A 24,290-nucleotide genomic window follows, 5' to 3' on the forward strand; every position below is an offset into this window, starting at 1 on the left:
GCCGGCCAGGCTCAAGCAAAACCCAGTTCGAGCTTGAGGTCGTGGGCCGTAACGCCCCGATCCCGCAGATCGGCCAAGGTTTCAGCCAGATCCCGTTTGGCGTAGCGCTTGCCATCCGGGCCGATCAGCAGCCGGTGGTGGCGATAGACCGGCGCCGGTAGGTCGAGCAGCGCTTGCAGCATGCGCTGAATGTGCGTCGCCTGGAACAGATCTTCACCGCGGATGACGTGACTGATCCCCTGCAGGGCGTCGTCGACCACGACGGCAAGATGATAGGCCACGCCCACGTCCTTGCGGGCCAGGACCACGTCGCCGGCCGACATGGGGTCAGCGGGAATCAACCCGGTCTCCCCGTCGGGCCCGCCGCCTTCCTCGATAAAGGTCAGACCGTCGAAACCGCTCAGCAACTCCGCGGCCGCGTCCAGCGAAAGGCGCCAAGCGAAGGGCTTGCCGGCGTCCAGCAGCGCGCGTTCCTTCGACGGGGAGAGCGGTGAACCACGGAAACCTTCAGCCGCGCCGTGCGGGGCGCTGGCGGCGGCCTCGGCGATTTCCTTGCGCGTGCGAAAGCAGCGATAGAGCAGACCCTTGGCGCGAAGAACCTCCAGGGCCGACTGGTAGTCGTCCATGTGACCGGACTGTCGCCGGGCCGGCCGTTCCCAGGTCATGCCAAGCCACGCCAGATCCTCGAACACGGCCGTCTCGAATTCCGGCCGGCAGCGGACGCGGTCGATGTCCTCGATACGCAGCAGGAACCGGCCATCGGCCTGCCGCGCGGCCCGATAGGCCGTCAGCGCCGAAAACGCGTGGCCGCGATGCAGCCGCCCGGTGGGAGAGGGCGCGAACCGGGTGACGAAGCCGCTCACGGTGGGAGCTAGCCCTTCATCACCTTGGCGAACATGCCCAGATGCTCCAGCACGCCGCGCAGGAAGGCCTCCTCACCGCCGAGCTCCTTCTTCAGGGACTCGAACTGGCGAAAGCCGCTCATCTCGGCCAGGCCGTGGGCCGCGCACCATGCGGCGATCGTCGCCAGCTCCAGGTCCAGCGGCGTAGCGCCGTCCAGGCCCGCCTCGACCAGGGTGTTGCGCACCGTGCAATAGGCGCTGCCTTCGTCGGTATGCAGGTGATCGGGCATGGCGTCCTTGTCGCGCGAGCAGTCGGACATCACGCGATAGAGGGCGGGGTTGTCCCGCGAGAAGGTCACATAGGCCACGCCGATGGAGGCCATGGCGTCCTTGACGCTGGCGGCCTTGCTCTTGGCGTCCTGAAGGACGACCGCCAGGGCTTCGAAACCCTCGTGCGCCACCGCGTCGAGCAACTCGCCCTTGTCCTTGAAGTGGTGATACGGCGCGGCCGGGCTGACCCCGGCCTCCCGCGCCACGCCGCGCAGCGACAGGGCCGCGGGACCGTCGGTCTCGAGAATTCGACGCGCGGCCTCGATCAGGGCGCGGCGCAGATCCCCATGGTGATAGGGGCGAGTCTCGACGGGGGCGGGCTTGTTCATCGTCACTACTCTAGTGGCTGATCCGTACGGCGTAAAGTTCATCTTGACAACGTTCAGATTGGGTATATCTAAACATCGTCCAGATGGGGCGGCGCTTCGAAAGGGTCGAGGCGCCAATAACAGGGGCTCTTGTCTCAGAGAGCTCGAACTTTGGAGTGTGTGTCATGCTCAACGCTTTCGAACGGATCTTCGACCGCGCCGCTGCGATCTATCTTCTCGCCCTTGGCCTGCTGATGGCCGGCGCGACGGTCGCGATCGGGGCCTAGGCCGTCAAAAAGAGGGGGCGACAGGCGTCGGTCACTCGCCTGTCGCCGAAAAAGGCATATCCTTCACGGGTGATCGGGGAGTCGGCGTGATTCTCTGACAGCGACGTAGGAAGGAGACCTGTCTTCAGTCCTGTGGCGTACATCCCCCTCCGGCGGAGGGTCTGATGCAGGTGCTTTCCAGGCCTCCGTCAGGCGCGCCCGCCCTTGTGCTGAACGCGGACTTCAGGCCGCTCAGCTACTACCCCCTGTCGCTCTGGTCCTGGCAGGAGGTGATCAAGGCTGTGTTCCTTGATCGGGTCGATGTTGTTTCGACCTACGACCACGTCATCCACTCGCCGTCCTTCGAGATGAAGCTGCCTAGCGTCGTGGCGCTGAAGCAGTATGTGACTCAGGACCGGCCACCGGCCTTCACCCGCTTCAACCTGTTCCTGCGCGACAGCTTCTCCTGCCAGTATTGCGCTTCGCCGGACGACCTGACCTTCGACCATGTCATTCCGCGCTCGCGCGGGGGCCGCACGACCTGGGAGAACATCGTCACCGCCTGCGCGCCCTGCAATCTCAGCAAAGGTGGGCGCACGCCACGAGAGGCGGGCATGCAGCCGCACCACGCGCCGCGCCGCCCAAACATGCATGAACTACAGGACCGGGGACGCCGCTTCCCGCCCAACCACCTGCATGAGAGCTGGCTCGACTACCTTTACTGGGACATCGAGCTGGAGGCTTAGGTCTCGAAAAGCACGATCTGGGTAAGCTGGTCTTTGCGCCGGGCCGGCGACTGCGGCACCAAACACTTCAATCGCCGCACTCTATGAGTGCGGCCGCCGGCGACGGCGGACGGCGACGGTTGGGAGGCGCTTTCAGAGCGACGCCCGTCGTCTTTTGGGGGAGGCCGTGATGGCGCTGAAGCGTCATCACAGAGGCCGTCGCCGGCGATGGGCGGTCCTGCAGTAGAACGTCCTAGGCGCCCTGATGGACCGAGGATGAATGTAACCACTTACAAATATATCCATTTGCGGTCATAAGGTGCTCTCCGCTGCGGAATGACGCCAAGAAGGCGTGCGCGGCCCTTGATCGCCGCTGCTCTCGTTGCGGCCCCGCTTGCAAGAGAACTCCATGCGCATCCTGATAGCCAGCCTCGCCCTTCTGACCGCCGCGCCAGCCGTGGCGCAGGACGACCTCACCGCCCTTTCTGATGAATTCAACGGGACGGAGCTTTCGGGCTGGACGCGGTTCGATCAGGCCTATGGATGGCCTGACAAGCTCAAGGCCATCGATCTTGGCAAGACCACGCCGGGCGCCTTGCACCTGGAGCCTTATGACGTGGCCTGGGTGCGCGATCTGAACGCACCCTTCCTTTTCAAGGAAGTGCAGGGCGACTTCGACGTGCGGGCCCGTGTTCGGGTCAAAAGCGCCAACGGCGACATCCCTGGCGGCACATGGTCCCTGGGTGGCCTGATGGCGCGCGTTCCGAATGGGTCAACCGCCGCCAACTGGCGCCCGCGGGCGGAGAACTGGCACTTCATCACCACCGGTGTAGGCCAGGCGGCCGGTCAGCAGATGACCGAGACCAAGTCGACCTTCAACAGCTACTCGTCGTTGAAGCTGCGGCCGTTTCCGACGGGCTGGGTCGAACTTCGTCTGGTGCGGATGGGTATGGTGATGATCGCCTTGGCCCGGCCTGACGGCGAGACAAAGTGGCAGGTGCGCGACCGGTTCTATCGCATGGAATTCCGGCCGCAGATGCAGGTTGGCCTGATCGCCTACACCACCAGCGATGACTCAGCGAAGGGGCCGGAAAATCCCGAAGGGATCAACCGCTCGGTCAACACCACCGCGCGGGTAGACATGCAACTGGATGTCGACTGGATCCGCTTCTCACGGCCCAAGCTGAAGACCTCGCCCGACTGGGTCCAGCAGGTTACGGGCGCTGGCAATCCGATGGCCGATCCGAATCTCAGCGAAGAGGCGATCCTGGCGGCGATCGGAAACTGAGCGCGCCCATAGGCGCGCTCATATCCAAATCAGCCAAAGTGGATGTCGCCGGCCATCTGCGGGCCGTTGGCGACCGTCAGGCCGGTGACGCCGGCCAGCATGACCAGGCCATCCTCCATATCGAGTTCGGCCTTGTCGTTCTGGTGGAAGACATAGGTGTGGCCGTTCCACTCGAAGACGCTGTTCTTACCCGCCGCCGTTTGCCCGGCGACGACTTTCAGGGCGTCCTCGAGCGTGGCGCCGGCGCGCCATAGGTAGGCGGTCTGGATGTCGAGCTTGGCGCCCGCGCCCAGGCCGGCGGCGAAGCCAAGGCCATCCTTGCCCTGTTCGAAATCGGTGATGATCGCGGTCGGGATGATGTCGGGTACGATGCCGTGATTGTGCAGCGGACCAAAGCTCGTCACCTGCACCCAGTCATTGCCGGTTCCGGTGTTGATCTGGCCGTCGGCGCCGCTGACCGTGATGACGTCGTTGCCGGCGCCGGAGTCGATATCGCCGCGCGTCAGGCCGCCGCTGATGGAGATGGTGTCGTTGCCGCCGCCGGTCGCCACGGTGACGCCCAGGGCGAGACCGGTGGTGCTGATGATGACGTCGTCGCCATCGGTGGCCACGGCGTGAACATTGGACGCATTCGTCGGATTGCTCACATCGACGTTCCAGTCATTCTGGATCGTCACCTTTCCACCCGGCAGGCCGGGATCGGCCGCGCCGCCCGGCGCATAGTCGCCGCCGGGGCCCCAGTTCTCCAAGAAGCGGGTCGAGCTGGGGGCGTCGCCGTCGCCGGCGATGTCGAGCAGCAGGTTCTTGGTCGCCTGGGCGTAGGGTCCTGTGTCGGCCTTGACCGCCTCCGCCAGCAGCCAGCCGATCAGAGCGGCCTTGGTCCCCACGCCGTCGGCCCCGTCCCCGCCGTAAGAGGCGAAATAGGCGGCGCGCTCAGGCGTCAGCATGGCCGAGAACTCGGCGTCGGTCTTGCTCGTGCCGAAGATCTGGCCGTAGGCCTTCTTGAGGGTCTCGGCCAGCGAGAGCGGCGCGAAGTCCGTCAGGAACTTCGCCTGGCTTCCCGGCTCCTTGGCGATGCTGACCGCGAAGTTGATGTAGCGGTTCTCGAGGCTGAAGCCCTTGAAGTAGTCCGAGTTCAGGTTGTTCGGGTTCGAGCCATACGCCGACACTAGATAGTCCAGCCCGCCCCCGGTTATCGAGGTGTTGGTCATGAAGCCGTAGGTGGCCGCCGCCACGGCGGAGGTGGCGTTGACCGAGTCCAGGATCCAGGCCAGCGCGCCGTTGAAGTTCCAGCCTGTCCCGACCTGGCCCGCTTTGCCGGCGTCGATGCCGTCGGCCATCATCTTAAGCTGGGCGGCGGCGTCCGTGGACAGGGGTTTGTCGGCGGGGATGCGGTGCAGATTGCGGTAGATGGAATCGAGCGTGGTGTAGGTGGACATGATACTCTCACGACAACGCAACGGGCTCTCGCCCCGATATAACGACGATCTTCGAGTTCATGTATAGCAATTACTGAACATGGCTGGCAAGGCCCTTCCGTTTACGGCCAAGCTGCCTCGCTTTCGTCATCCTTCGCGCGGAGATATGCCCACGGGGACGCAGTGCGCTCCCGTGCGTTCAGTTCAGTTACAGGGAGGGTCCATGGCGCCCCGCCAGCTCGATTTCACCGGCAAATCCGGAACCGTCTATCGCTACATGCCGCTGGAGGACGACCGGGTATCGCCTATGGGAGGCAACTACCTCTATGTCCGCTTGGCCGGTCCCAGCGCCACCGTCGTCTATGCCGGCGAGACCGAAAACCTCTACAAGGGGCATAAGGACCGATGGGAAGAGGCCAAGGCCGCCTTCGGCGCGACTCACGTCTTCACCCGGCTGAACGTGGCGGGCGCCGTACGCCGCGCCGAGAAGTCGGACATGGTCGAGCAGCACGTCCCGCCCATGAACAAGGGCGACTGATTCTCGGCTTCCTGGCGGCGCTGGGGGGCTTCGGAACTTCCGCCGCCCAGGCTCCCCTCGCGCCGGCGTTCCAAGATGAGAGCGCCGTCGTGCAGGAGCTGGAGATCGTGGCGCGCCCACCCGGTCCCGCTTTGTGGCGGGTGCGGCGCGGGGAATCCGAAGTCGTCATCCTGGGCGGGCTGACGCCCCTTCCGCACAGCCTGCAGTGGTCGTCGCCCCGCCTGGATCGAGCGCTCGCCGGCGCCAAGCTCGTCCTGCTTCCGCCCAAGGCCAGCGCGTCGCCACTGGAAGGCGCGCGCCTGTTGCTGCGCTATCCCTCGCTGAAGGGAAAAAACCTGCGCGCCGGTCTGCCGCCCGAGCTGCGGGCGCGGCTGGAGCGCACGGCCGTCTCCATCGGCCGCGATCCGAAGACGTACGACGGCTGGAAGCCAGGCGTGGCCGGCTTCATGATGCTGGAGGATTTCCGCGAGCAGGGCGGGCTGTCGTCCGCCAAGCCCGGCAGCACCCTGGCCCGACGCGCCAAAGCGGCCCGTGTGACCGCCAAGCCGATCGAGGACTTCAAGGCCTCCTCGCTGCTCAAGGCGGCGGCCAACCTGCCGCCCAAGACCCACATCGCCTGCCTGACCGCCGCCCTGGACGAGATCGACCACGAGGCTGCCAACGCACCCGCCGCGGCGCGGGCATGGGCGAATGGCGACTTGGCGACGGTCCGGTCTCGCGCTGCTCCAGCCCTGCTGGACGCCTGTCTGCAGCAAGTCCCGACCTACGGCGCGCTTTTGGAGCGCGGCACGGCCGAAGCGGTGTCGGATATCGAAAAGGCGCTGACCAAGCCCGGTCGCACCATCGCGGTGATCGACCTGCAGTATCTGCTGCGCCGCGACGGGGTGCTGGATCGCCTGAAGGCGCGCGGCGCGGTCATCGACCTGCCGCCGGAATAGGGCTCAGATCTTTTCGGCGACCTTGATGGCCGCCTTGCAGCCCGCCTTGATCACCGCTGACAGTAGGGGATAGCCCGGCGCTTCGTGGGCGCCTTCCCCGATGGCGTGGTCCCGGTGGGCCAGTTCGTCGTCGCGAAACTCGGTCAGTTCGGCGGCCAGTTCCGGGTCGCGATCCTTCAACTCGGCGATCTGAGCGGCGTAGTGACCCTCGATCACCGTCTCCACCGCCTCGGTGCAGGCATGGGCCGCCTTGTCCCCCATCAGCGCTGTGCCCGCGCCCAGGGCGAAGGCCGCCGCCCGCCAGAACGGCGTCAAAAGGGTAGGCCGGACCTGATGCTGGGTCAGAAGCTCGTCGAAGCGGGCCAGATGCTCGGCTTCGTGCTGCTCCATTTCCGAAAGCTGGCCGGCGATGCGGCCGCGCCCCTTGGCGCCCTTCAGCACGGCCTGCTGGCCGCGATAGATCTGTACCGCCGCCAGTTCGCCCGCGTGATCGACGCGCAGGATTTCCGCCAGCCGCGTACGCGTGGCGCCCATGCCGGGGCGGGGAGGGACAGGGCGCTCGATACTCATTTACGGCCCTTCAGCGCGGCGACCAGCGACCAGCCGGCCAGTTTCAGCGAAATGAGCACATTCCACCCCGCCATGGACAGACCCAGGAACACCCACGCGGCGGTGTCGCATGCCGGCGGCCTGATCTTGGCCGTGCCATCCATCAACGCTGTCAGATCGCTAGCCTGGAGCGAGCCGGTTCCGCCGCCACAGACGTTGGGGCCGGGCCACCACTTCCACTCCGCCCCGGCGTGGTACGCAGCCAGACCGGCGCCGAACAGGAAGATGGCGGCGAGCAGAAGATTGAACGCGGCGCCGATGCGCGGTCCGGACCGCACACGGACCAAAATCATCGCCGCGAGCGATACGGCCATCGCCACCCAGAAGACCTCGCGCTGTTTGAGGCACAGGTAGCAGGGCGCGTAGCCGCCGAACCGCTCGAACGCGTGCGCCGTGGCCAGCATCGCCGCCGACGCCAGGAAGGCGACCAGAGGCCAGTTGCCGAGGCAGGACCTGATCATACGCTTCAGCATGCGGCGGGCGCTCCACCGCCCACGAAGTGGCTGATCACCAGACCCAGCACCAGCAGACCGATCAGCAGCACGGCGAACAGGCCTAGGCGTTTCTCGATGATCGGCAGCATGGTGGGGCCAAATCTCTTGACCACGGCGGCTACCATGAAGAACCGCGCGCCGCGCGTGACGACCGAGGCGGCGATAAAGATCGGCAGGCTGAACGCCGCCAGGCCGGAAGCGATGGTCACGAGCTTGTAGGGCACCGGCGTCAGACCCTTGATCAGGATCATCCACACGCCCCATTCGGCGTACCAGCACTGAAACTCACCCAGCCCAGAGGCGTGGCCCGTCATGGCCAGCATCCACATGGCCAGGTCCTGGGCCAGCAGGCCGATCATGTAGCCTGCCAGGCCGCCCAGCACCGAAGCGGCGGTGCAGATGCCGGCGTAGAGCCAGGCCCGCTCCGGCCTGGCCAGCACCATGGGCGCCAGCATCACATCCGGCGGGATCGGGAAGAACGAGCTTTCGGCGAAGGAGACGGCGAACAGGCTGGCGGGCGCGCGGCGGGACGCCGCCAGACCCATGACCCAGTCGTAGAGGCGGCGAAGCATCAAGGTTCCGTCGGAAAAGGGATGAGCGACCCCCTTGCTAGCAGGGCGCCCGGCGCTTGTCTCCCCGCGTCGGACGGGCTCTAGATGCCGCCATGAAAAGACTCAGCTTTCTGCTCGGCGCCGCAGCCGCCATCGCCCTCTCCACAGCAGCCAACGCCGCCGAAAAGCCCCGCTGGGCCCTGGTCATCCATGGCGGCGCCGGGATCATCGAGCGCAAGGACATGGACGCCGCCACCGAGGCCGCCTACCGCAAGGCGATGGACGCCGCCGTCGCCCGAGGGTCCGCCGTGTTGGCCAAGGGCGGCACGTCGCTGGACGCCATCGAGGCGGTGATCACCGGGATGGAGGACGATCCGCTGTTCAATGCGGGCCGGGGCGCGGTCTTCACCGCCGACGGCCGCAACGAGTTGGACGCCGCGATCATGGATGGCTCCAACCTCAAGGCGGGCGCCGTCGCGGGCGTCACCCGCACCCGCCATCCGATCCTGCTGGCTCGGGCGGTGATGGATAAGTCGCCGCACGTGATGATGATCGGGCAGGGCGCCGAGACCTTCGGCCAGACCCAGGGCCTGGAGCAGGTCCCGCCGTCCTTCTTCTTCACGCAGCGTCGTTGGGACCAGCTTGAGAAGGAACTGACCAAGCGCGGCGATCCCATTCCGGCCAAGCCGGCCGGCGCGGTGGCGGAGGCCGCTGACGCGCCAAAGCCGGACGACCATCGTTTTGGCACTGTCGGTGTGGTCGCCCTGGACGCCAAGGGGAACATCGCGGCCGGTACTTCCACGGGCGGCACGACCGGCAAGCGCTGGAACCGGGTCGGCGACAGCCCGATCATCGGCGCCGGCAACTATGCGGCCAACGACTCCTGCGCGGTGTCGGGCACCGGCACAGGCGAGTACTTCATCCGCCTGACCGTCGCCCGCGAGATCTGCGCCCTGGTCCAGTACAAGGGGATGAAGCTGCAGGCCGCCGCTGACGAGGTGATTCAAAAGCGCCTGACCGCCCTGGGCGGCGATGGCGGGATCATCGCAATCGCTCCCGACGGCCAGATGGCCTGGAGCTTCAATACGTCCGGCATGTACCGCGCCATGGCGGCGGACGGCGTCGCGCCCGTGATCTCGATCTTCAAGGACGAGCGCTGATCGCTGTGACCACGACCCCGCAAGATCCCGACCTTCTGGCGATGGCGGAAGACGAATTGAGTCGCGCCTGCTCCATCTCCTGGCGTGAGCTGTCCAAGGTCACGCCCTGGGGCGATGTCTTCGAGGGCGTCGCCCCGGGCGGCCGCTACGTCGACGTGGAGCGCAATTACCTCTGGGCTGAGCAGCCGGGCGGCGACATCCTCGTGGAAGTCGTGGTTTCTGGCGGGACTTCCCGTTATGAGCACGGCGCCAGGGCCAGCAGAATAATCAAGAAGGGAACCGCCTGACGTGAAGCTAGCATCCTTGAAATCCGGCCGTGACGGCCGGCTGGTCGTGGTGTCGCGCGACATCGCCTGGTGTACGACGGCGGCCGCCTATGCGCCCACGCTTCAGGCGGCGCTCGACGATTGGGATCGCGTAGGCCCGCTGCTGGAGGCCCTGTCCGAAAGCCTCGAGCATGGCTCGGTGCCTCGTGAGCGTTTTCACGAGCATGACGCCGCCTCGCCCCTGCCGCGCGCCTATCAGTGGGCCGACGGCTCGGCCTATGTGAACCACGTCCAGCTGGTCCGTCAGGCTCGCGGCGCGGAGATGCCGGAAAGCTTCTGGACCGATCCCCTTATGTACCAGGGCGGTTCCGACGGCTTCCTGGGGCCGCGCGACGACATTCCGCTGAAGGACGAGGCCTGGGGCTGCGACCTAGAAGGGGAGGTGGCGGTGATCACCGGCGACGTGCCCCTGGGCGCGACCCGTGAACAGGCGCTTGCGGCGATCCGTCTGGTCATGCTGGTCAATGACGTCTCCCTACGCAACCTGATCCCGGATGAGCTGGCCAAGGGCTTTGGCTTCTTCCAGTCCAAACCCGCCAGCGCCTTCTCGCCCGTCGCGGTCACGCCCGAGACCCTGGGCGATGCGTGGAAGGACGGCCGTCTGCATGGCAAGCTGGAAGTCGAGCTGAACGGCAAGCCGTTCGGGGAGGCGGACGCCGGCGTCGACATGACCTTCGATTTCGGGACCCTCGTGGCGCACGCCGCCAAGACGCGCGCCCTGGCCGCCGGGACCATCATCGGCTCGGGCACGGTCTCTAACCGCGGCGCCGACGGCGGCCCGGGCAAGCCGGTCAGCGAAGGCGGCCTCGGCTATTCCTGCATCGCCGAGGTGCGGACCATCGAGACCATCGCCACCGGCAAGGCGACCACCCCGTTCCTGCGCCATGGCGACACGGTGCGGATCGAGATGCGCGACCAAAAGCGCCACACCATCTTCGGCGCCATCGAACAGCGGGTCGCTCCCGCGTGAGCAAGGCGACAGCCGGCGACGATGAGGGCGTGGGGCTGAAGCTCGACGGCTATCTGCCGTTCCGGCTGTCGATCGCCTCCAACGCCGTCAGCCGCCTGATCGCCCGCGCCTATGAGGACCGTTTCGGCCTCACGGTCCCGCAGTGGCGGCTGATCGCCGTCCTGGCCGAACAACCCATGACCCAGCAGGCCATCGTGGTCCGTACGGTTATGGACAAGGTGATGGTCAGCCGCGCCGCGCACGGCCTGACCACCCGCCGCCTCGTGGAGCGTTCCGCGCACGAGGCCGACGGCCGCTCGCACGTCCTAAGCCTCAGCGACGAGGGGCGGCGGCTCTATGCCGAGGTCGCCCCTCTGGCGCAGGCGTATGAGGCGGCCTTGCTTACCGGCCTGACGCCCAAGGAGGTGGCGCAGCTCAAGCGTCTGCTGCTTCGCCTGGAAGCGGCGGCGGCGAAACTGTCCGGAGAGGATCGCGGGGCGCCCTAGCGGCGGATGCGCGCTTCAGGCCCAGGCTCTCGACCACCTCGGCCATGGCCGCGCCCCGCGGGATCACTCGCCATGCGCCTGGACTGGCCGCATTGACCGTCACGACCGCGCCCTTGGGGCAGATGTCGAAGCAGTCGACCTCGATGACCGCCGCGGCGGCCTTGCGATCGTCGCCCTTGCCCGCGCCGAGTTCGCGTCGAAGCGCCTTGGCCAGCCTCTGGTCGCCCTTTTGACCAAACCCGCCGTCCAGCTTCTTGGAGCACTTGCGGCAGACCAGGACCACGTCGGTCCAATCGGCGCGAACCTGTTTGATCCTGGGCTTCATGCCGCTGAGATTGTGGTGGTGGAGGCTTCCGGCAAGAGGCGGAGCCTTGGTGCGGGCGGTCGGGGTCGAACCGACACTCCTTTCGGAACCGGATTTTGAGTCCGGCGCGTCTACCAGTTTCACCACGCCCGCAAGGCCGCTGGTGGCGGAGCGGGGTGAATAACAGGCGGTCGCCGCAATTTCCAGTCGCCTGCCCACCTTCTAAGGGGAAGGCTGGCGATTCAATTTCAGGTTGTTGAGCGCAAAGCGTTTCTTGCTGCGGGCGCAAGAATAGTGACACAAAAGCCGCAGTGAGAAACGACCGGTGTTCGACTTGGGGGAATGTTCACCACGCACCCTGAGGCATGGCCCGAGTCCTGCGTCCCTATTGATGACGTGGTGATGACCGGTTTCGTCGAAAGGCGAGGCTGGTGGCTCAAAGCGTAAAAAAACAAGTCGAGGGGATATTATGAACATCAACCGTAAAGGGCGCTCGCTCCTGCTCATGAGCACGGCGCTCAGCGTCGCCGTCCTGGCCGGTCAGGCCTGGGCTCAGGACGCCAGCGAAGACGCCGCCGTCGAAGAGATCATCGTCGTCGGCACCCGCATCGAAGGTTCCAAGGTCACGGCCGCACTGCCGGTCACCGTGGTCGGCCAGCAGGAACTGGACGCCATCAGCGCCTCGTCGGGCGATGAACTATTCCGCGCCATCCCGCAGATGGGCGACGTGAACTACAACTCGTCCTACCTGCCCAACTCGTCCAACTCGGCGCGCGGCGACATCGGTTCGGTGAACCTGCGCAACCTGGGCTCGGGCAACACCCTGGTCCTGCTGAACGGTCGCCGCGTCGTGGCCCACCCCACCAGCCAGGCCGACGGCGCCAGCCTTGTGCCGACCATCACCTACAACACCAACGCCATCCCCACTTCGGGCCTCAAGCGCCTGGAAGTGCTGCGTGACGGCGCCGCCGCTCTCTATGGCTCCGACGCCGTGGCCGGCGTGGTCAACACCGTCCTCCAAGACAATTATGACGGCGCCGAGGTCGAGGCCAGCTACGGCGAGGCCGAAGGCACCAACATGGAGGAGTACAACTTCACCGCCTTGGTCGGTCACAACTTCGACCGCGGCAACATCACCACCTTCTTCACCTACGACAAGCGCTCGGAACTCCGCTCGACGGACCAGAGCTTCACCTCGTCGTCGGATCGTCGTCCGCTGTTCGCCGGCACGCGCTTTGATGGCGCCGCCAGCCTCGACAGCCGCGCCACTCAGACCGCCTGGGGCAACTTCACGGCCCGCTCGGCGGTTCGCCGCAACGGCGCCCTGCTGACCAGCGCCGCCGGCGCCTTCCACATCCAGCCGACCAACTACGCCGGCTGCCTTGCCAACGTCACCGGCCAGGCCTGCATCGACGACGCCGCGTTGGCCACCGCCGGCGCCGAGCGCGACCTGCGCTATGACACGGGCGCCTCCGGCACCTCGGTCATGCCGTCGCTGAAACGGACCAACCTGTTCGTCACCGGCAATTATGAGCTGACCGAAGGCGTGACCGCTTTCGGTGAACTGGGCCTCTACCGCGCCGACACCGAAGCCTGGCAGAGCCCGATCTACACCACGACCGCCCAGGTCATGACCGCGCCGGGTTCCAACTACTACAACCCGTTTGGCGCCGTCGGCCTGCCGGGCCGCCTGTCGGGCATCGACGCCCCGGCCGCCGGCGTGGGCGTCACCCTGACGACCTACAACTTCGTGGACGCCGGTCGTTCGCTGGTGGAAGTCGCCAACGCCCAGGACCGCTATCTGGTCGGCCTGAAGGGCGAGAAGTACGGCTTCAACTGGGAGACGGCGGTTCTCTATTCGGCCGCCAAGGTCGAGGACGTCTCCGACGGCCTCAGCGCCACCCTGGTTCAGCGTCAGCTGAGCCTTTCGACGCCTGACGCCTACAACCCGTTCAACGGCGCCGACTTTGGAACGCCGAGCGTGGGCGACAGCACGCCGAGCAGCCAAGCCGCCATCGACGCGATCCGCGTCAAGAGCGAGCGGAACAGCAAGAGCACCCTGGCCCTGTGGGACTTCAAGGTCTCCAAGGCCGACCTGTTCGCCCTGCCGGGCGGCGACCTCGGCATGGCCGCGGGCGTGGAAGTGCGTCGCGAGACGCAAAAGGACGACCGCGACGCCCGCGTCGACGGCACGACCAAGTTCACCAACCCGATCACCAACATCACATATGACAGCGACCTGATCGGCACGTCGCCGTCGCCGGACACCAAGGGTTCGCGCGAAGTGGCGTCGGCCTATCTGGAATTCGCCGTGCCGGTGATCTCGCCGGAAATGAACATCCCGCTGGTCCGCAGCATCGAGATGCAGCTGGCCGGACGCTACGAACACTTCTCGGACGTGGGCGATGTCGCCAAGCCGAAGGTGGCCGTGGCCTGGGACGTGTTCGACGGCCTGCGTTTCCGCGGCTCTTGGGCTCAAGGCTTCAAGGCCCCGAACCTGGAGCAGGTGAACGCCACACTGGTGACACGCTCCAACTCCCGCACCGACTGGACCCGCTGTGAGGCGGATCTGCGCGTGGGTCGGATCACCAGCTTCGCCAACTGCGCACGTTCAAGCACCACGGCGGAGCTGCGCTCGGGCAACCAGAACCTGAAGCCGGAAGAGTCCGAGAACACCAGCGTCGGCGTCGTCTTCGAACCGCGCTTCATCCCCTCGGAACTGGGTCGCTTCACCGTGACCGCCGACTACTGGCGCATCAAGCAAGAAGGCATCGTGGGCCTATTCGGCGGCAACAACGCCCTGGTCCTCGACTACCTGCTGCGCACGCAAGGCCAGTCCAACCCGAACGTCCTGCGCGCCGCCCCGACGGCCGATGACGTGGCCGCCTTCGCGGGTTCGGGTCTGGCTCCGGTCGGTCAGGTTCTGGGCGTTCAGGACCAGTACGTGAACCTGCTGCCGCAGGAAGCCCGCGGCCTCGACATCGGGGTCATGTGGCGCCTGTACGGCACGCAGTTCGGCGACTTCGACGTCAACTTCAACGCCGCCCATCTGATCAAGTTCTATCAAAGCCCGTCGCCGGACGTGGCGGCCCTGCTGGACGCCCGTGCGGCTGGCCAGATCAACGCCGGCACCTCCCTGACGGGCGGCGGCGATCTGCTCAGCCGTCGCGGCAAGCCGGAATGGAAACTGTCGGCCTCGGCGACCTGGCGTTACAACCAGATCACCGTCGGCGCCTTCACCCAGTACATCGACGACGTCAACGACACCGATCTGCTGGATTCCGCAGGCGCGCCGTGGGTCGTCGACTCGACGGTCACCGCCAACCTCTACGCTCAATACGAGTTCGAGGGCGGCTTGGCGGAGAACACCCGCCTGCGCATCGGCGCCCGCAACATTACGGATGAGAAGCCCCCGCTGTCGTCCGACGGCTACCTGGGCTCGCTGTACAACCCGTACAGCCGGTACTGGTACGTCAGCGTCCGCAAGAGCTTCTAAGTCTAGAACTGCATCGCTCCCGCCGGCTCAGCCGGCGGGAGTTTTTGTTTCAATGCTTCGCGTACCCGGGAGAACCCCATGAAGCCTGGTCGTTTCGGCCTATCTGCCCGCATGCTCGTGGCCGGCGTCGCCGCGCTGGCGCTGCAATCCGCCGCCCTCTCGCCGGTCATGGCCCAGGCGCCCTCTGGCGGCGACATCGTCGGCTACGCCCAGATTCACAATCCGACCATCGGCCGTCAGGGCATGGTGGTCGCCCAGAACGTCCTCGCCGCCAAGGTCGGCGCCGAAATCCTGCGCCAGGGCGGCAACGCCGTGGACGCAGCGGTCGCCATCGGCTTCGCCGAGGCCGTGACCCTGCCGCGTGCCGGCAACATCGGCGGCGGCGGCTACATGCTGGTCCACATGGCCAAGACCAACCAGACCATCGCCATCGAGTATTACGGCGAGGCGCCCAAGGCCACGACGCCGGACCTGCTGCTGGGCGCCAACGGCCGCACCGATCCCAACAAGACCGCCTCGTTCAAGGGCGTTTCGACCCCCGGCACGGTCGCCGGCCTGTGGGCCGCACACAGTCGGTTTGGCAAGCTGCCCTGGAAGAAGGTGGTCGAGCCGGCCGTGAAGCTGGCCCGCGACGGCGTCATCCTCAGCGACGACGAAGCCTCGGCCACCGCGGCCCGCCAGAAAGCGATGGCCCGCGACCCCGGCGCCAAGCAGGCGTTCTTCAAGGCAGACGGTTCGCCATATCAGCCCGGCGAGTTGTTCAAGCAGCCCGACCTAGCCTGGAGCCTGGCCCAGATCCGCGACGGCGGACAGGACGCCTTCTACAAGGGCGCCGTGGCCAAGAAGATCATCGCTGGCATGCAGGCCAATGGCGGCGTCATGACCATGGAGGATCTGGCCTCCTACAAGGCGAATGTCTCCGACCCGATCTGGTCCAGCTATCGCGACCTGAAGATCGCCTACATGCCGCCGACGGCGTCAGGCGTGACCCTGGCGGGCGTGATGAACGTGCTTGAGCATTTCGACATGCAAAAGCTCGGCTGGAACAGCGCCGCCTCGATGCACGTGATGTCCGAAGCCCTGAAGATCGGCTGGGCTGACCGCGCCTTCGTCGGCGGCGGACCGCAGTGGAAGACGCCAGTCGCTGGACTGGCCAGCAAGGCCTATGCGCAAGAGCGCGCCAAGCTGATCTCCATGGACAAGTCCTTGAGCACCGAAACCTTCAAGGTCGGCGATCCGTACAAGTACGAGAGCCCCGACACGACCCACTATTCGGTGGCCGACGCAGAGGGCAACGCGGTCAGCAACACCTACACGATCTCGTCGTCTTATGGGGCGCACGTGGTCGCGCCGGGCACGGGCGTGCTGCTCAACAACTCCATGGGCAACTTCGCCTGGGGCGCGCGTGGCGAGACGAACGAGGCCAACCGTCCCGCGCCCGGCAAGCGGGTGTCGTCGACCATCACCCCGCTGATCGTGTTCAAGGACGACAAACCCTGGCTGGTCACCGGAACGCCGGGCGGCGGCTACATCATCGCCACCATGGCCCAGTTGCTGGTCAATGTGATCGACCACAAGCTCAACATCGCAGAGGCCGCCATGCGTCCTCGGATCAACCAGTCGGGCATAGACGGCCCGCTGGAGCTGGAGGAGGGGATTCCGCAGGATCTCGTGCCGCTGCTTGAGGCCAAGGGTCACAAGGTTACGCGCTCGATGACCATGGGCAGCACCCAGTCGATACTGGTCGAGGACGGGCTGTTCTACGGTGCGGCGGACACCCGCCGACCCGACGCCATCGCGATCGGCGTCAAATAGAAAAAGGGCCGCCGGTGATCCGGCGGCCCTTCGTCTTCGTCGTCTTCGAATTATCCGTTTTTGGTATCCGAATCCGTAGCCGAATTCTCACAGCCCCAGGGCGGCCTTGATGCGGTCCCAGGAGGTCAGTTTGAAGTTCTGCGGATCAGGGCGGTTATCCCCGTCCTGAGCGATGAACAGACCGCCGGGGAAGTCGGGACCGAAGTCGCCGAGCATCAGCTCCAGACCGTCGGTCTCCTGCACGCTTTCCGAGCCTTCTCCGCCAATGCGGAAGCGCCCGACGAAGCTGGCGTCCTCCAGCTTGTAGACCGCGAAGGCGTTGTCGCCCTGGCTTGATGCGATCAGCAAGCCGCCGGCTTCGCCTTGCGGCGCGATGGCGACGCCCTCGACGTCGGCGAAGTGCTGGACGCGATCGACCTTGGCGAACGGCGTGGCGGTGACGGGCGCGGACGGCGCGGCGTCGAAACGCCAGACGCCGACATCCTCTTCACCCACATAGAGCTTGCCGGTCCGGTCGTCGGCCACGCAGCCCTCGGACTGGGTCGCGAGCTTCAGGGTGCGGACGATCTTGCCCGTCGGCGCCGCGCCGGATGCGTCGAGCGCGATCTGGGCGATGGTCCCGTCCTTCATGACAAGGAAGGCGAAGACCGACTGGTCCGCCGCTTTCCACATGCAGACGCCATAGGCCTCGCCGGCGGGACCGGCGACCTTGCCCAAAGGCGTCAGCATGCCGCTAGGAGCCAGGCTGAACAGCGCTAGCGCCCCGCTCAGCGGGTCGTTGCGATCACTCGCCACGACCAGCACGCCGGGCTGCCCGTTGATGGTCACGCCGTCGCGCAGGTCGACATTGTTGACCCGCCCGGCCGGCTTGAAGTCGCGGCGCTTGCCGTCGAGGCCATAGGTGACCAGACCGGCCTTCTTGTCGGTGGCGACGATCAGGCTGGCGGCCGGATCGGCGGCGTTGCGCCAGATGGCGGGATCGTCGGCGGCGTCGTCGATCGAGGCCACCGGATCGGTCTCGCGGACCATGGCCACGTTCGGCGTCGCGACCTTGTCCGGGCCGGGACCCGTGGCGCAGGCGGCGAGGGCGGCGGCGGAGGCCGCTATCAGCAGGATATTGCGCATCAGAACGCCACCCGCAGGGTCACCTGGTACAGCGAGCCCGAGCGCTCGCTTTCCAGCTCGCCCTCGTCGATGTCCCCGTTGGCCCGGTTCTCAAGGATCTCCGCGACGGAGTCGCCGTCATACTTGCGGAACGTCTCCTTCTTTTTCTTGTCGAGGAGGTTCATGCCGGCGAGGCGAACCACGACGCGGTCGCCGATACGCTTTTCGATGAAGGCTTCCATATCGGCGGTATAGGCGACCTTGATGGTTTCATCGAGAGCCGACTCGTAGCCCGCCGAACGGCTGTACACGCTGGCGCCGAAGCTGACGCCCAGGTCGCGGACGGTGTGGATGAAGCCGGCGTTATAGACGTGGTGCGGCTGGTTGGTGAACCGGCGGTCTTGGCCCGTGAAGGGGTCCTGAACGGAGCTGTCCATGTAGGTGTAGTTGGCGAACAGGCCGGTGTCGGGCATGCCGAACGCGGTCAGCGGCGCCGAGAAGTCGACTTCCAGGCCCCAGGTCTCACCCGAACCGATGTTGCGTGGCTCATAGATGCGGCCGTCGCCCGACGAGGATTCCTCGTTGGTGCCGACCAGTTCGATCAGATCGCTGACGTCACGATAGAACACGTTCACGCCCACGATGCCCTGGGCGCCCAGGCGGCGCTCATAACCCACGTCCAGACCCCAGGAGGTCTCGTTGGTCAGGTTCGGGTTGCCGCGCAGATCATCCTCGTCCGTCGGCTCTTCCTCGGCTAGGTAAGGCGCGATTAGGCTGTAGTCGGCCCGGCGGACCGTGCGGGCCAGCGAGGCGCGGAACTGGTCGGTGCTGTTGGGCGCGTAGGACAGGTGGAGCGAGGGGTTCCACTCAGCCTTGGAGTAGTTGACCTTGCCCAGATCGCTGGTCACGTCCCGGTCGGTGTTCTCGACGCGCAGACCGGCGTCGATGGTCAGCTTCTCGTTCGGGGTGAAGGTGTAGCGGACGAACGGATCGATCCGCGTCTCCTCGATCGTGTAGATGGCGCCCGGCGCCGGATCGGGATCGCCCACCTCGCCATCGTCGATGTCGAACTCGACTTCTGAGCCGTTGCGCTTCTTGCGCAGCAAATCCACACCCGCTTTCAGCTTGGCGTTCGAGAAGGCCCAGGTGTAGGCGGCGCCGCCAGCGTACTCGTCGTCCTCGATGTCCAGCTGAACGACTTCATCCAGTTCGAGGTCATTCAGGTCGCTGCCCGCGGTGACCCGGGCGCCCGTATCTTCACGATAGCCAGCCCAGCCGAGGTTGAAGTCGAGCACGCCACCCATGACGTCGAACTTGCCGTCGGCGCTGAACTGATAGGTCTGCTGCGAGATGCGCTCGGCCTGGACCTCGGCCTCGTCCAGCTCAGTGAACGAGCCGCCGCCGGCGTCGACGTAGGTCAGCGAGGTTTCGTCCTCGTCACGATCGGTGTCGACCACCAGACCGCTGAGGCGCAGGCGACCAGTTTCGAATTGCTGGGTCAGTTCGGCATTGGCCGAGATGTCGACGCCGTCGCGGGTGTCGTCCTGGCGTTCGATGTTGTCCAGATCGCTGAAGCTGCCGTCATAGCGCCAGCTGGTCTTCTTCTTCGGATTGCGGCGGCCCTGGTAGTTCAGAGCGCCCCAGAAGCTGGTGTCGCCGCTGGAGCCGGCATAGGCCACGGCGCCCGAGGGACGGACCTTGCCGTCCTCGTTGATCAGGGCGCCGGCCTTCACGAAGCCGCCTTCCAGCTGAGCGCCTTCCTTCAGGATGACGTTCAGCGACCCGGCGACGCCTTCGCTAGGCTGGTCGGCGCGGGGGGAGCGGATGATTTCGATGCGTTCGACCAGCTCGGCCGGGATACGATCAACGAAGAAGCTGCGATCGGCCTCGCCGCCCGGGGCGCGTCGGCCATTGATCAGGATTTGGGTATAGCCCGGCGGCAGACCGCGCATAGACACGCCGTCGAACTCAAGCACGTCCGAGGTGAAGGTCACGCCCGGAACCCGTTTCAGCATCTCGCCGACCGAGACCGGCTCGAAGCGCTGGAAGTATTCCAGGTCGTAGGACAGCACCGGATTGGCGTCGTTGGTGCGGTTGCGGAAGGTGATGTCGCCGGTGACGATCACTTGCTCGACCGTCGTCGCAGCGTCAGCTGCGGCGTCTTCGGCGCGCGCCGCGCCAGCGATGGACAGAGCCGCCGTCGTCGCCAGCAGCCAGGCGCGCGTACGGGAATTGTTGAGTGACATGATCGCCCCTTTTGCGTGTGTCGCGTCGGGAGCGGGAAATGACCTATGTCCATGACAGCAGCGCCACATTGCTGTGACGATCCTGTGTCGAGAGCGCGACTTTGGAACGGCTGTGCTTTTGGCGCCGTTCAGGTGCTGTCACAAACCGAGTGCGCTCCCATGTGCTTCACCCAGCTCAACCCGACCATTCCCATGACCGTCGAAGGCAAGGGAAAGGGCTATGCCGTCGCCGTCATCGACTACGGCCAGGAGCATCACCTGATCTGGGTGGTGGTCATGGACGATACGGGCGAGATTTGGAGCGCGCCCAATCCCACGACGCGCGTCCAGTCCAACTGGACGATGGGTCGAGGCGGCCCAGCGCGCGCCGCGCCCGTCGAACCCCTTCGCCAGGCTGCGTCCGCCTAGGCCAGGCAGGCCTCGACACAGCGACGGGCCAGGGCCTCGGTCGCGTCGATGAGCGGCACGGCGACGTCCTGAGCGCCGATCACCAGCGGGACCTCCGTACAGCCTGCGATGACCGCATCCGCGCCGTCATCGATCAGGGCGCCCGCCAGGGCCGCCATTTCGCCCCCTACGGTGAGGTCGCCGCCCTTGATGCGGTAGAGCAGCTCCATGAACCGAGCCTGGGTCTCGGGATGCAGCAGAACGGGCTCCAGCCCCATGCTGGCCAGACGTCCACGATAGAGGGCCAGGGCGGACGGCGTGCCCAGGACGCCAGGTCGCGCCGCGCCGGCCGCGCTGGCCGCTTCGCCCGCGGTCTTGATCATGTCGATGAACGGCAGGCCGGCGACCTTGATGTCGGGCGCGTAAGCGTGGGCGGTGTTGCAGGGCATGGCCAGGACTTGGGCCCCGGCGTCACGCAGCCGGACCGCCATCTCGCCCAGGACTGGCCCGGCCTCGCCGCCGGTGTTGCGGTCGGGGACCTGGGGGTTCATGTCCATCAGGACGCGGACGTGATCCTGGTCCCGGGCCGCCGGCGTCGCCGCCTGCAGCTTGGCCAGGAAATCCACCGTAGCGGCCGGGCCCATGCCGCCGATGACGCCCAGGATCTTGCTCATTGGCCGAGCACGGGCTCCAGCTCCGTGTGATAGCCGAACAGGCCCTGCGCGCCGCCGGTGTGCAGGAAGACGACGTTCTCGCCCTTGAAACGGCCTAGGCGAGCGAGGGCGATCAGGCCCTTCATGCCCTTGCCGGTATAGACGGGGTCAAGCAGCAGCGCCTCGGTCCGCGCCGCCAGCTTCAGGGCATCGATCACCCCATAGTCGATCAGGCCATAGCCCGCACCGACATAGTCGCAGTCGGCGACCACCATCTCACGCTTCACCGCCTCGGAGCGCCCCAGCAGCGTTGCGGTTTCGACCGCCAGCTTGAAGACGTTGGCCTCTTGGGTCTCCTTAGGCGCCCGCACCCCGATGCCGAGGACCGGAATGTCCGCGCCGCTGACCGCCAAGCCGGCCACAAGGCCCGCGTGGGTCCCGGCGCTGCCCGTGGCGGTGACGATGCGGTCGATCTTCAGGCCCTGGGCGTCCGCCTGACGCACCAGCTCCAGCGCGCAGTCCACGTAGCCGAGCGCGCCGATAGCGTTGGAGCCGCCGCCCGGGATGACATAAGGGGTGCGGCCCTGGGCGCGCAGGTCATCGGCGATCTTGGCCATCTCGCCATTCATGTCCGATCCGGCCGGCACTGTCCGCAGGGTGGCGCCGAGCAGACGATCCAGCAGGACATTGCCCGAACCCACATAGTCGACATTGCGCGAGCCCGTGCGGTCCTCCAGCACGATTTCGCAGCGCAAACCGTGGCGCGCGGCGGCGGCGGCTGTCTGGCGCACGTGGTTGGACTGCACCGCGCCCTGGGTGATCAGCGTGTCGGCGCCCTTGGCCAGGGCGTCGCCGAGCAGGAATTCCAGCTTGCGGGTCTTGTTGCCGCCGCCCGCCAGGCCGGTGCAGTCGTCGCGCTTGACCCACAGCTTGATCCCCAGGTCCGCCCCCAGGCGGGGCAGGGGCTCCAGCGCCGTCGGCAGATGAGCGAAACGGGCGCGGGCGAAGCGGGCGAGATGCATGACGTGACCCTGAAAGCGAAGCGGTAAGCCAGCTATCACGCTCCCAACCGCGCCCAAAGCCGTCCCGCTTTGATGATTTCGCGAAAAAGGCGCATGATTTCAAAAAATCTAAGGGAAACGCCAATGTTCAGGACCTTCGCCATCGTCGGCGCGGCTGCGTTCGCGACCTTCGCCATCGCGGGCAAATCACAGGCCGCTACTATTGTGATCGGACAGACCCTCGCGGGCTCGTGCTCGCGCGCCGCCATGGGCGGTCTGGACGACTTTGATTCCCTGCAGCTATGCGAGCGCGCCCTGCGGGAGGACGCTCTGCCGGTGGCCGATCGCGCCGGCACCCTCGTCAATCGCGGGGTTATCAAGCTGCGACGCAAGGATTACGCCTCGGCTCGCAGCGACTTCGACGACGCCCTCGCTCTCCAGCCGCAGCTTGGCGACGCCATGGTCAACCGGGCAGCGATCCTGATCGCCGAGGGACGCTATGCCGAAGCCGTCGCCGAGATCGACCGTGGTCTGGCCTTGCAGGTTGAGACCCCGGAAAAGGCGTTCTTCAATCGCGGCATCGCCCACGAGGGGCTGCAGAACCTCAATGCGGCCTATCGTGACTATGCCCGGGCGTCGGAGCTAGCCCCGGCCTGGGACGCGCCCAAGACCGAGATGGCCCGCTTTCAGGTGCGGAAACGGTAGGGCTCTTCGGAACGGGCGGCGTACCCATCTGTTGAGGTGGAAGAGGACGCAAGCCCATGAAGACGCTCATGCTCATCGCCATCGCGGCGCTTGCCGCAGCTCCCGCCGCGGCCCAGACCTTCGAGGCGGAGGCCGCGCGCCTGGACGCCTTGCGTCTTGAGCAAGACATCGCCCGGCAGCAGTTGCTTGCCACGGAGCGCCAGGCGCTAGCCGCCGAGAACCGCGCCCGCACGGCCCAGGCGTTGCAATCGTTGCAGTTCGGCCGCTCGACCGCGGCGATCCCGGCGCCCAGCTATGGCCCGCCGGTCATCCCCGCGCCCTTGGACGCCCAGATGGCCAACGACGCCGAGCGCTTGCGCCAGCTGCAGGACCGCAGCTTGGCCGAGGGAAACGCTCGAATCCGCGCGATCAAGCCCGCCAGCCCGCAATAGGGAGCGGTATCGCTTCACCCGCGTTGTTCCGCTGAAGCTGAGCGGAGGGATGACATGCGTTGGGGTGGCGGTCGCACGGGCGGCAATATTGAAGATCGGCGCGGTCTCGGCCCCGTGGGCGTGGCGGGCGGCGGCATAGGCGCCGCGCTTCTGGCCCTGGCCGGCTACTTCTTCTTTGGCATCGATCCCAGCACCACCATGAACGCCGCCAACCAGCTCGCGCCCCAGGCGCAGCAGGAGGGCGAGCACGGGACGCCGCAGGACGAGGCTGGACGCTTCGTCGATGTGGTGGAGACGTCGGCCCAAGATGTCTGGACCCCGTTGTTCGCCGCGCGTGGCGAGAAATACACCCCGCCCGAGAGCATCGTTCTCTATGAACAGAATACCTCGACCGGCTGCGGCTTGGGGCAGTCGGCCATGGGTCCGTTCTATTGTCCGCGCGACCAGCGGGTCTATCTAGACCTGTCCTTCTGGCAGGAGCTGGAAACCCAGTTCGGCGCCAAGGGCGAATTCGCGCGCGCCTATGTCATCGCCCACGAGATCGGCCACCACATCCAGAACCTGACGGGCCAGATGGAGCGGGCCGGCGGCAAGGGCGCGGAAAGCGGCTCGGTGCGACTGGAGCTTCAGGCCGACTGCTATGCAGGCGTCTGGGCGGCGCGTGCGCCTGAGACGTCGGGCGGGGCCATCGGCATCGACCCGGCGGACATTCAGAGCGGCCTTTCGGCGGCGTCCGCCGTCGGCGACGACACCATCCAGAAGCGCACCCAGGGCCAGGTCGTGCCGGACGCCTTCACCCATGGCTCGGCGGAGCAGCGCATGCGCTGGTTCCAGCGTGGCTATGAGCGCGGCGATCCGGCGGCGTGCGACACGTTCAGCGCCGCACGCCTCTAGACCGAT

Annotated in this window: 25 protein-coding genes and 1 tRNA gene; 14 read left to right on the top strand and 12 right to left on the bottom strand. The window is 66.5% G+C overall.

Annotated features, from left to right (window positions below; genetic code table 11):
- Positions 1-11: 11 nt before the first annotated feature.
- Positions 12-863: a tRNA glutamyl-Q(34) synthetase GluQRS gene (gene gluQRS, locus O5K31_RS07065; protein WP_269716601.1), complete on the bottom strand. Its 852-nt coding sequence runs from the start codon at positions 861-863 to the stop codon at positions 12-14.
- An 8-nt stretch (positions 864-871) separates the two neighbouring features.
- Positions 872-1,501, bottom strand: coding sequence for a TetR/AcrR family transcriptional regulator (locus O5K31_RS07070; protein WP_269716602.1), 630 nt, complete (start codon positions 1,499-1,501; stop codon positions 872-874).
- A gap of 427 nt (positions 1,502-1,928) precedes the next feature.
- On the opposite strand from O5K31_RS07070, the gene O5K31_RS07075 reads away from it, so the two are divergent.
- Both O5K31_RS07075 and O5K31_RS07080 read left to right on the top strand, forming a co-directional pair.
- A complete protein-coding gene (locus tag O5K31_RS07075) occupies positions 1,929-2,492 on the top strand; it encodes an HNH endonuclease (protein WP_269717015.1) in 564 nt (187 codons plus the stop codon).
- A 388-nt stretch (positions 2,493-2,880) separates the two neighbouring features.
- Entirely contained in the window at positions 2,881-3,759 is an 879-nt protein-coding gene (locus O5K31_RS07080) for a hypothetical protein (protein WP_269716603.1), read from the top strand.
- A 29-nt stretch (positions 3,760-3,788) separates the two neighbouring features.
- Here O5K31_RS07080 and O5K31_RS07085 read toward each other — a convergent pair whose 3' ends face one another.
- A complete protein-coding gene (locus tag O5K31_RS07085; RefSeq protein WP_269716604.1) occupies positions 3,789-5,198 on the bottom strand; it encodes a hypothetical protein in 1,410 nt (469 codons plus the stop codon).
- Positions 5,199-5,400: 202 nt separating this feature from the next.
- Here O5K31_RS07085 and O5K31_RS07090 point away from each other — a divergent pair, with 202 nt between their 5' ends.
- Positions 5,401-5,715: a hypothetical protein gene (locus O5K31_RS07090; RefSeq protein WP_269716605.1), complete on the top strand. Its 315-nt coding sequence runs from the start codon at positions 5,401-5,403 to the stop codon at positions 5,713-5,715.
- 89 nt (positions 5,716-5,804) lie between these two features.
- Positions 5,805-6,653, top strand: a complete 849-nt coding sequence (locus O5K31_RS07095; protein WP_269716606.1) for a TraB/GumN family protein — start codon at positions 5,805-5,807, stop codon at positions 6,651-6,653.
- A gap of 3 nt (positions 6,654-6,656) precedes the next feature.
- Here the strand turns inward: O5K31_RS07095 and O5K31_RS07100 are convergent, their stop codons facing one another.
- From O5K31_RS07100 to O5K31_RS07110, 3 genes are read right to left on the bottom strand one after another with little or no spacing between them, the layout of a single operon-like run.
- The gene (locus O5K31_RS07100) at positions 6,657-7,217 is read right to left on the bottom strand and encodes a demethoxyubiquinone hydroxylase family protein (protein WP_269717016.1); all 561 of its coding nucleotides are present in this window, start codon (positions 7,215-7,217) and stop codon (positions 6,657-6,659) included.
- Positions 7,218-7,219: 2 nt separating this feature from the next.
- Complete coding sequence (locus O5K31_RS07105) at positions 7,220-7,735, bottom strand: disulfide bond formation protein B (protein WP_269716607.1); 516 nt, start codon at positions 7,733-7,735, stop codon at positions 7,220-7,222.
- On the bottom strand, positions 7,729-8,328 hold the full coding sequence (locus tag O5K31_RS07110; protein ID WP_269716608.1) for a YqaA family protein: 600 nt from the start codon (positions 8,326-8,328) through the stop codon (positions 7,729-7,731). Before O5K31_RS07110 ends, O5K31_RS07105 begins: the two co-directional genes overlap by 7 nt.
- Positions 8,329-8,420: 92 nt before the next feature.
- Here O5K31_RS07110 and O5K31_RS07115 point away from each other — a divergent pair, with 92 nt between their 5' ends.
- From O5K31_RS07115 to O5K31_RS07130, 4 genes are read left to right on the top strand one after another with little or no spacing between them, the layout of a single operon-like run.
- Positions 8,421-9,467, top strand: coding sequence for an isoaspartyl peptidase/L-asparaginase family protein (locus O5K31_RS07115; RefSeq protein ID WP_269716609.1), 1,047 nt, complete (start codon positions 8,421-8,423; stop codon positions 9,465-9,467).
- Positions 9,468-9,472: 5 nt separating this feature from the next.
- Complete coding sequence (locus O5K31_RS07120) at positions 9,473-9,754, top strand: hypothetical protein (protein WP_442867763.1); 282 nt, start codon at positions 9,473-9,475, stop codon at positions 9,752-9,754.
- Between the two features lies 1 nt (position 9,755).
- The gene (locus O5K31_RS07125; RefSeq protein WP_269716610.1) at positions 9,756-10,763 is read left to right on the top strand and encodes a fumarylacetoacetate hydrolase family protein; all 1,008 of its coding nucleotides are present in this window, start codon (positions 9,756-9,758) and stop codon (positions 10,761-10,763) included.
- Complete coding sequence (locus tag O5K31_RS07130; protein ID WP_269716611.1) at positions 10,760-11,248, top strand: MarR family winged helix-turn-helix transcriptional regulator; 489 nt, start codon at positions 10,760-10,762, stop codon at positions 11,246-11,248. The genes O5K31_RS07125 and O5K31_RS07130 overlap by 4 nt, the downstream gene beginning before the upstream one ends.
- On the opposite strand, the gene O5K31_RS07135 is transcribed toward O5K31_RS07130, so the two are convergent.
- Positions 11,178-11,573 carry a (2Fe-2S) ferredoxin domain-containing protein gene (locus O5K31_RS07135; protein ID WP_269716612.1) on the bottom strand — a complete coding sequence of 132 codons (396 nt, stop codon included), beginning with the start codon at positions 11,571-11,573 and terminating at the stop codon, positions 11,178-11,180. The two genes, O5K31_RS07130 and O5K31_RS07135, sit on opposite strands and share 71 nt — an antisense overlap.
- A 47-nt stretch (positions 11,574-11,620) precedes the next feature.
- Positions 11,621-11,705, bottom strand: a tRNA-Leu gene (locus O5K31_RS07140).
- A gap of 316 nt (positions 11,706-12,021) precedes the next feature.
- Here O5K31_RS07140 and O5K31_RS07145 point away from each other — a divergent pair.
- Together O5K31_RS07145 and ggt are read left to right on the top strand one after the other, a co-directional pair.
- Complete coding sequence (locus tag O5K31_RS07145) at positions 12,022-15,048, top strand: TonB-dependent receptor plug domain-containing protein (RefSeq protein ID WP_269716613.1); 3,027 nt, start codon at positions 12,022-12,024, stop codon at positions 15,046-15,048.
- 78 nt (positions 15,049-15,126) lie between these two features.
- Complete coding sequence (gene ggt / locus O5K31_RS07150; RefSeq protein WP_269716614.1) at positions 15,127-16,863, top strand: gamma-glutamyltransferase; 1,737 nt, start codon at positions 15,127-15,129, stop codon at positions 16,861-16,863.
- An 87-nt stretch (positions 16,864-16,950) separates the two neighbouring features.
- Here the strand turns inward: ggt and O5K31_RS07155 are convergent, their stop codons facing one another.
- A complete protein-coding gene (locus O5K31_RS07155; protein ID WP_269716615.1) occupies positions 16,951-17,988 on the bottom strand; it encodes a phytase in 1,038 nt (345 codons plus the stop codon).
- Positions 17,988-20,213, bottom strand: a complete 2,226-nt coding sequence (locus O5K31_RS07160; RefSeq protein ID WP_269716616.1) for a TonB-dependent receptor plug domain-containing protein — start codon at positions 20,211-20,213, stop codon at positions 17,988-17,990. The genes O5K31_RS07155 and O5K31_RS07160 overlap by 1 nt, the downstream gene beginning before the upstream one ends.
- Before the next feature lie 159 nt (positions 20,214-20,372).
- Here O5K31_RS07160 and O5K31_RS07165 point away from each other — a divergent pair, with 159 nt between their 5' ends.
- Complete coding sequence (locus O5K31_RS07165) at positions 20,373-20,621, top strand: hypothetical protein (RefSeq protein WP_269716617.1); 249 nt, start codon at positions 20,373-20,375, stop codon at positions 20,619-20,621.
- Here O5K31_RS07165 and O5K31_RS07170 read toward each other — a convergent pair.
- Both O5K31_RS07170 and O5K31_RS07175 read right to left on the bottom strand, forming a co-directional pair.
- Entirely contained in the window at positions 20,618-21,274 is a 657-nt protein-coding gene (locus O5K31_RS07170; RefSeq protein WP_269716618.1) for an aspartate/glutamate racemase family protein, read from the bottom strand. The genes O5K31_RS07165 and O5K31_RS07170 overlap by 4 nt on opposite strands.
- Positions 21,271-22,275 carry a D-cysteine desulfhydrase gene (locus O5K31_RS07175; RefSeq protein ID WP_269716619.1) on the bottom strand — a complete coding sequence of 335 codons (1,005 nt, stop codon included), beginning with the start codon at positions 22,273-22,275 and terminating at the stop codon, positions 21,271-21,273. Before O5K31_RS07175 ends, O5K31_RS07170 begins: the two co-directional genes overlap by 4 nt.
- A 123-nt stretch (positions 22,276-22,398) precedes the next feature.
- Between O5K31_RS07175 and O5K31_RS07180 the strand changes: the two genes are divergently transcribed.
- The 3 genes from O5K31_RS07180 to ypfJ are packed head-to-tail and all read left to right on the top strand — an operon-like array spanning position 22,399 to position 24,284.
- Positions 22,399-22,959, top strand: coding sequence for a tetratricopeptide repeat protein (locus O5K31_RS07180; RefSeq protein WP_269716620.1), 561 nt, complete (start codon positions 22,399-22,401; stop codon positions 22,957-22,959).
- A 56-nt stretch (positions 22,960-23,015) separates the two neighbouring features.
- The gene (locus O5K31_RS07185; RefSeq protein WP_269716621.1) at positions 23,016-23,390 is read left to right on the top strand and encodes a hypothetical protein; all 375 of its coding nucleotides are present in this window, start codon (positions 23,016-23,018) and stop codon (positions 23,388-23,390) included.
- Positions 23,391-23,444: 54 nt separating this feature from the next.
- Positions 23,445-24,284 (top strand): KPN_02809 family neutral zinc metallopeptidase, encoded by an 840-nt coding sequence (gene ypfJ, locus O5K31_RS07190; RefSeq protein ID WP_269716622.1) that lies wholly within the window; start codon positions 23,445-23,447, stop codon positions 24,282-24,284.
- Positions 24,285-24,290 lie beyond the last annotated feature (6 nt).

Origin of the sequence: Caulobacter sp. NIBR2454 (assembly GCF_027474405.1) — a bacterium.
Lineage (GTDB): Bacteria > Pseudomonadota > Alphaproteobacteria > Caulobacterales > Caulobacteraceae > Caulobacter.

Excerpts from the sequence above, each read along its gene's own strand:
- O5K31_RS07070 (WP_269716602.1), bottom strand. The coding sequence starts at position 1,501 with ATGAACAAGCCCGCCCCCGTCGAGACTCGCCCCTATCACCATGGGGAT.
- O5K31_RS07080 (WP_269716603.1), top strand. The coding sequence starts at position 2,881 with ATGCGCATCCTGATAGCCAGCCTCGCCCTTCTGACCGCCGCGCCAGCC.
- O5K31_RS07085 (WP_269716604.1), bottom strand. The coding sequence starts at position 5,198 with ATGTCCACCTACACCACGCTCGATTCCATCTACCGCAATCTGCACCGC.
- O5K31_RS07090 (WP_269716605.1), top strand. The coding sequence starts at position 5,401 with ATGGCGCCCCGCCAGCTCGATTTCACCGGCAAATCCGGAACCGTCTAT.
- O5K31_RS07105 (WP_269716607.1), bottom strand. The coding sequence starts at position 7,735 with ATGCTGAAGCGTATGATCAGGTCCTGCCTCGGCAACTGGCCTCTGGTC.
- O5K31_RS07110 (WP_269716608.1), bottom strand. The coding sequence starts at position 8,328 with ATGCTTCGCCGCCTCTACGACTGGGTCATGGGTCTGGCGGCGTCCCGC.
- O5K31_RS07115 (WP_269716609.1), top strand. The coding sequence starts at position 8,421 with ATGAAAAGACTCAGCTTTCTGCTCGGCGCCGCAGCCGCCATCGCCCTC.
- O5K31_RS07135 (WP_269716612.1), bottom strand. The coding sequence starts at position 11,573 with ATGAAGCCCAGGATCAAACAGGTTCGCGCCGATTGGACCGACGTGGTC.
- O5K31_RS07145 (WP_269716613.1), top strand. The coding sequence starts at position 12,022 with ATGAACATCAACCGTAAAGGGCGCTCGCTCCTGCTCATGAGCACGGCG.
- ggt (WP_269716614.1), top strand. The coding sequence starts at position 15,127 with ATGAAGCCTGGTCGTTTCGGCCTATCTGCCCGCATGCTCGTGGCCGGC.
- O5K31_RS07155 (WP_269716615.1), bottom strand. The coding sequence starts at position 17,988 with ATGCGCAATATCCTGCTGATAGCGGCCTCCGCCGCCGCCCTCGCCGCC.
- O5K31_RS07160 (WP_269716616.1), bottom strand. The coding sequence starts at position 20,213 with ATGTCACTCAACAATTCCCGTACGCGCGCCTGGCTGCTGGCGACGACG.
- O5K31_RS07165 (WP_269716617.1), top strand. The coding sequence starts at position 20,373 with ATGTGCTTCACCCAGCTCAACCCGACCATTCCCATGACCGTCGAAGGC.
- O5K31_RS07170 (WP_269716618.1), bottom strand. The coding sequence starts at position 21,274 with ATGAGCAAGATCCTGGGCGTCATCGGCGGCATGGGCCCGGCCGCTACG.
- O5K31_RS07175 (WP_269716619.1), bottom strand. The coding sequence starts at position 22,275 with ATGCATCTCGCCCGCTTCGCCCGCGCCCGTTTCGCTCATCTGCCGACG.
- O5K31_RS07180 (WP_269716620.1), top strand. The coding sequence starts at position 22,399 with ATGTTCAGGACCTTCGCCATCGTCGGCGCGGCTGCGTTCGCGACCTTC.
- O5K31_RS07185 (WP_269716621.1), top strand. The coding sequence starts at position 23,016 with ATGAAGACGCTCATGCTCATCGCCATCGCGGCGCTTGCCGCAGCTCCC.
- ypfJ (WP_269716622.1), top strand. The coding sequence starts at position 23,445 with ATGCGTTGGGGTGGCGGTCGCACGGGCGGCAATATTGAAGATCGGCGC.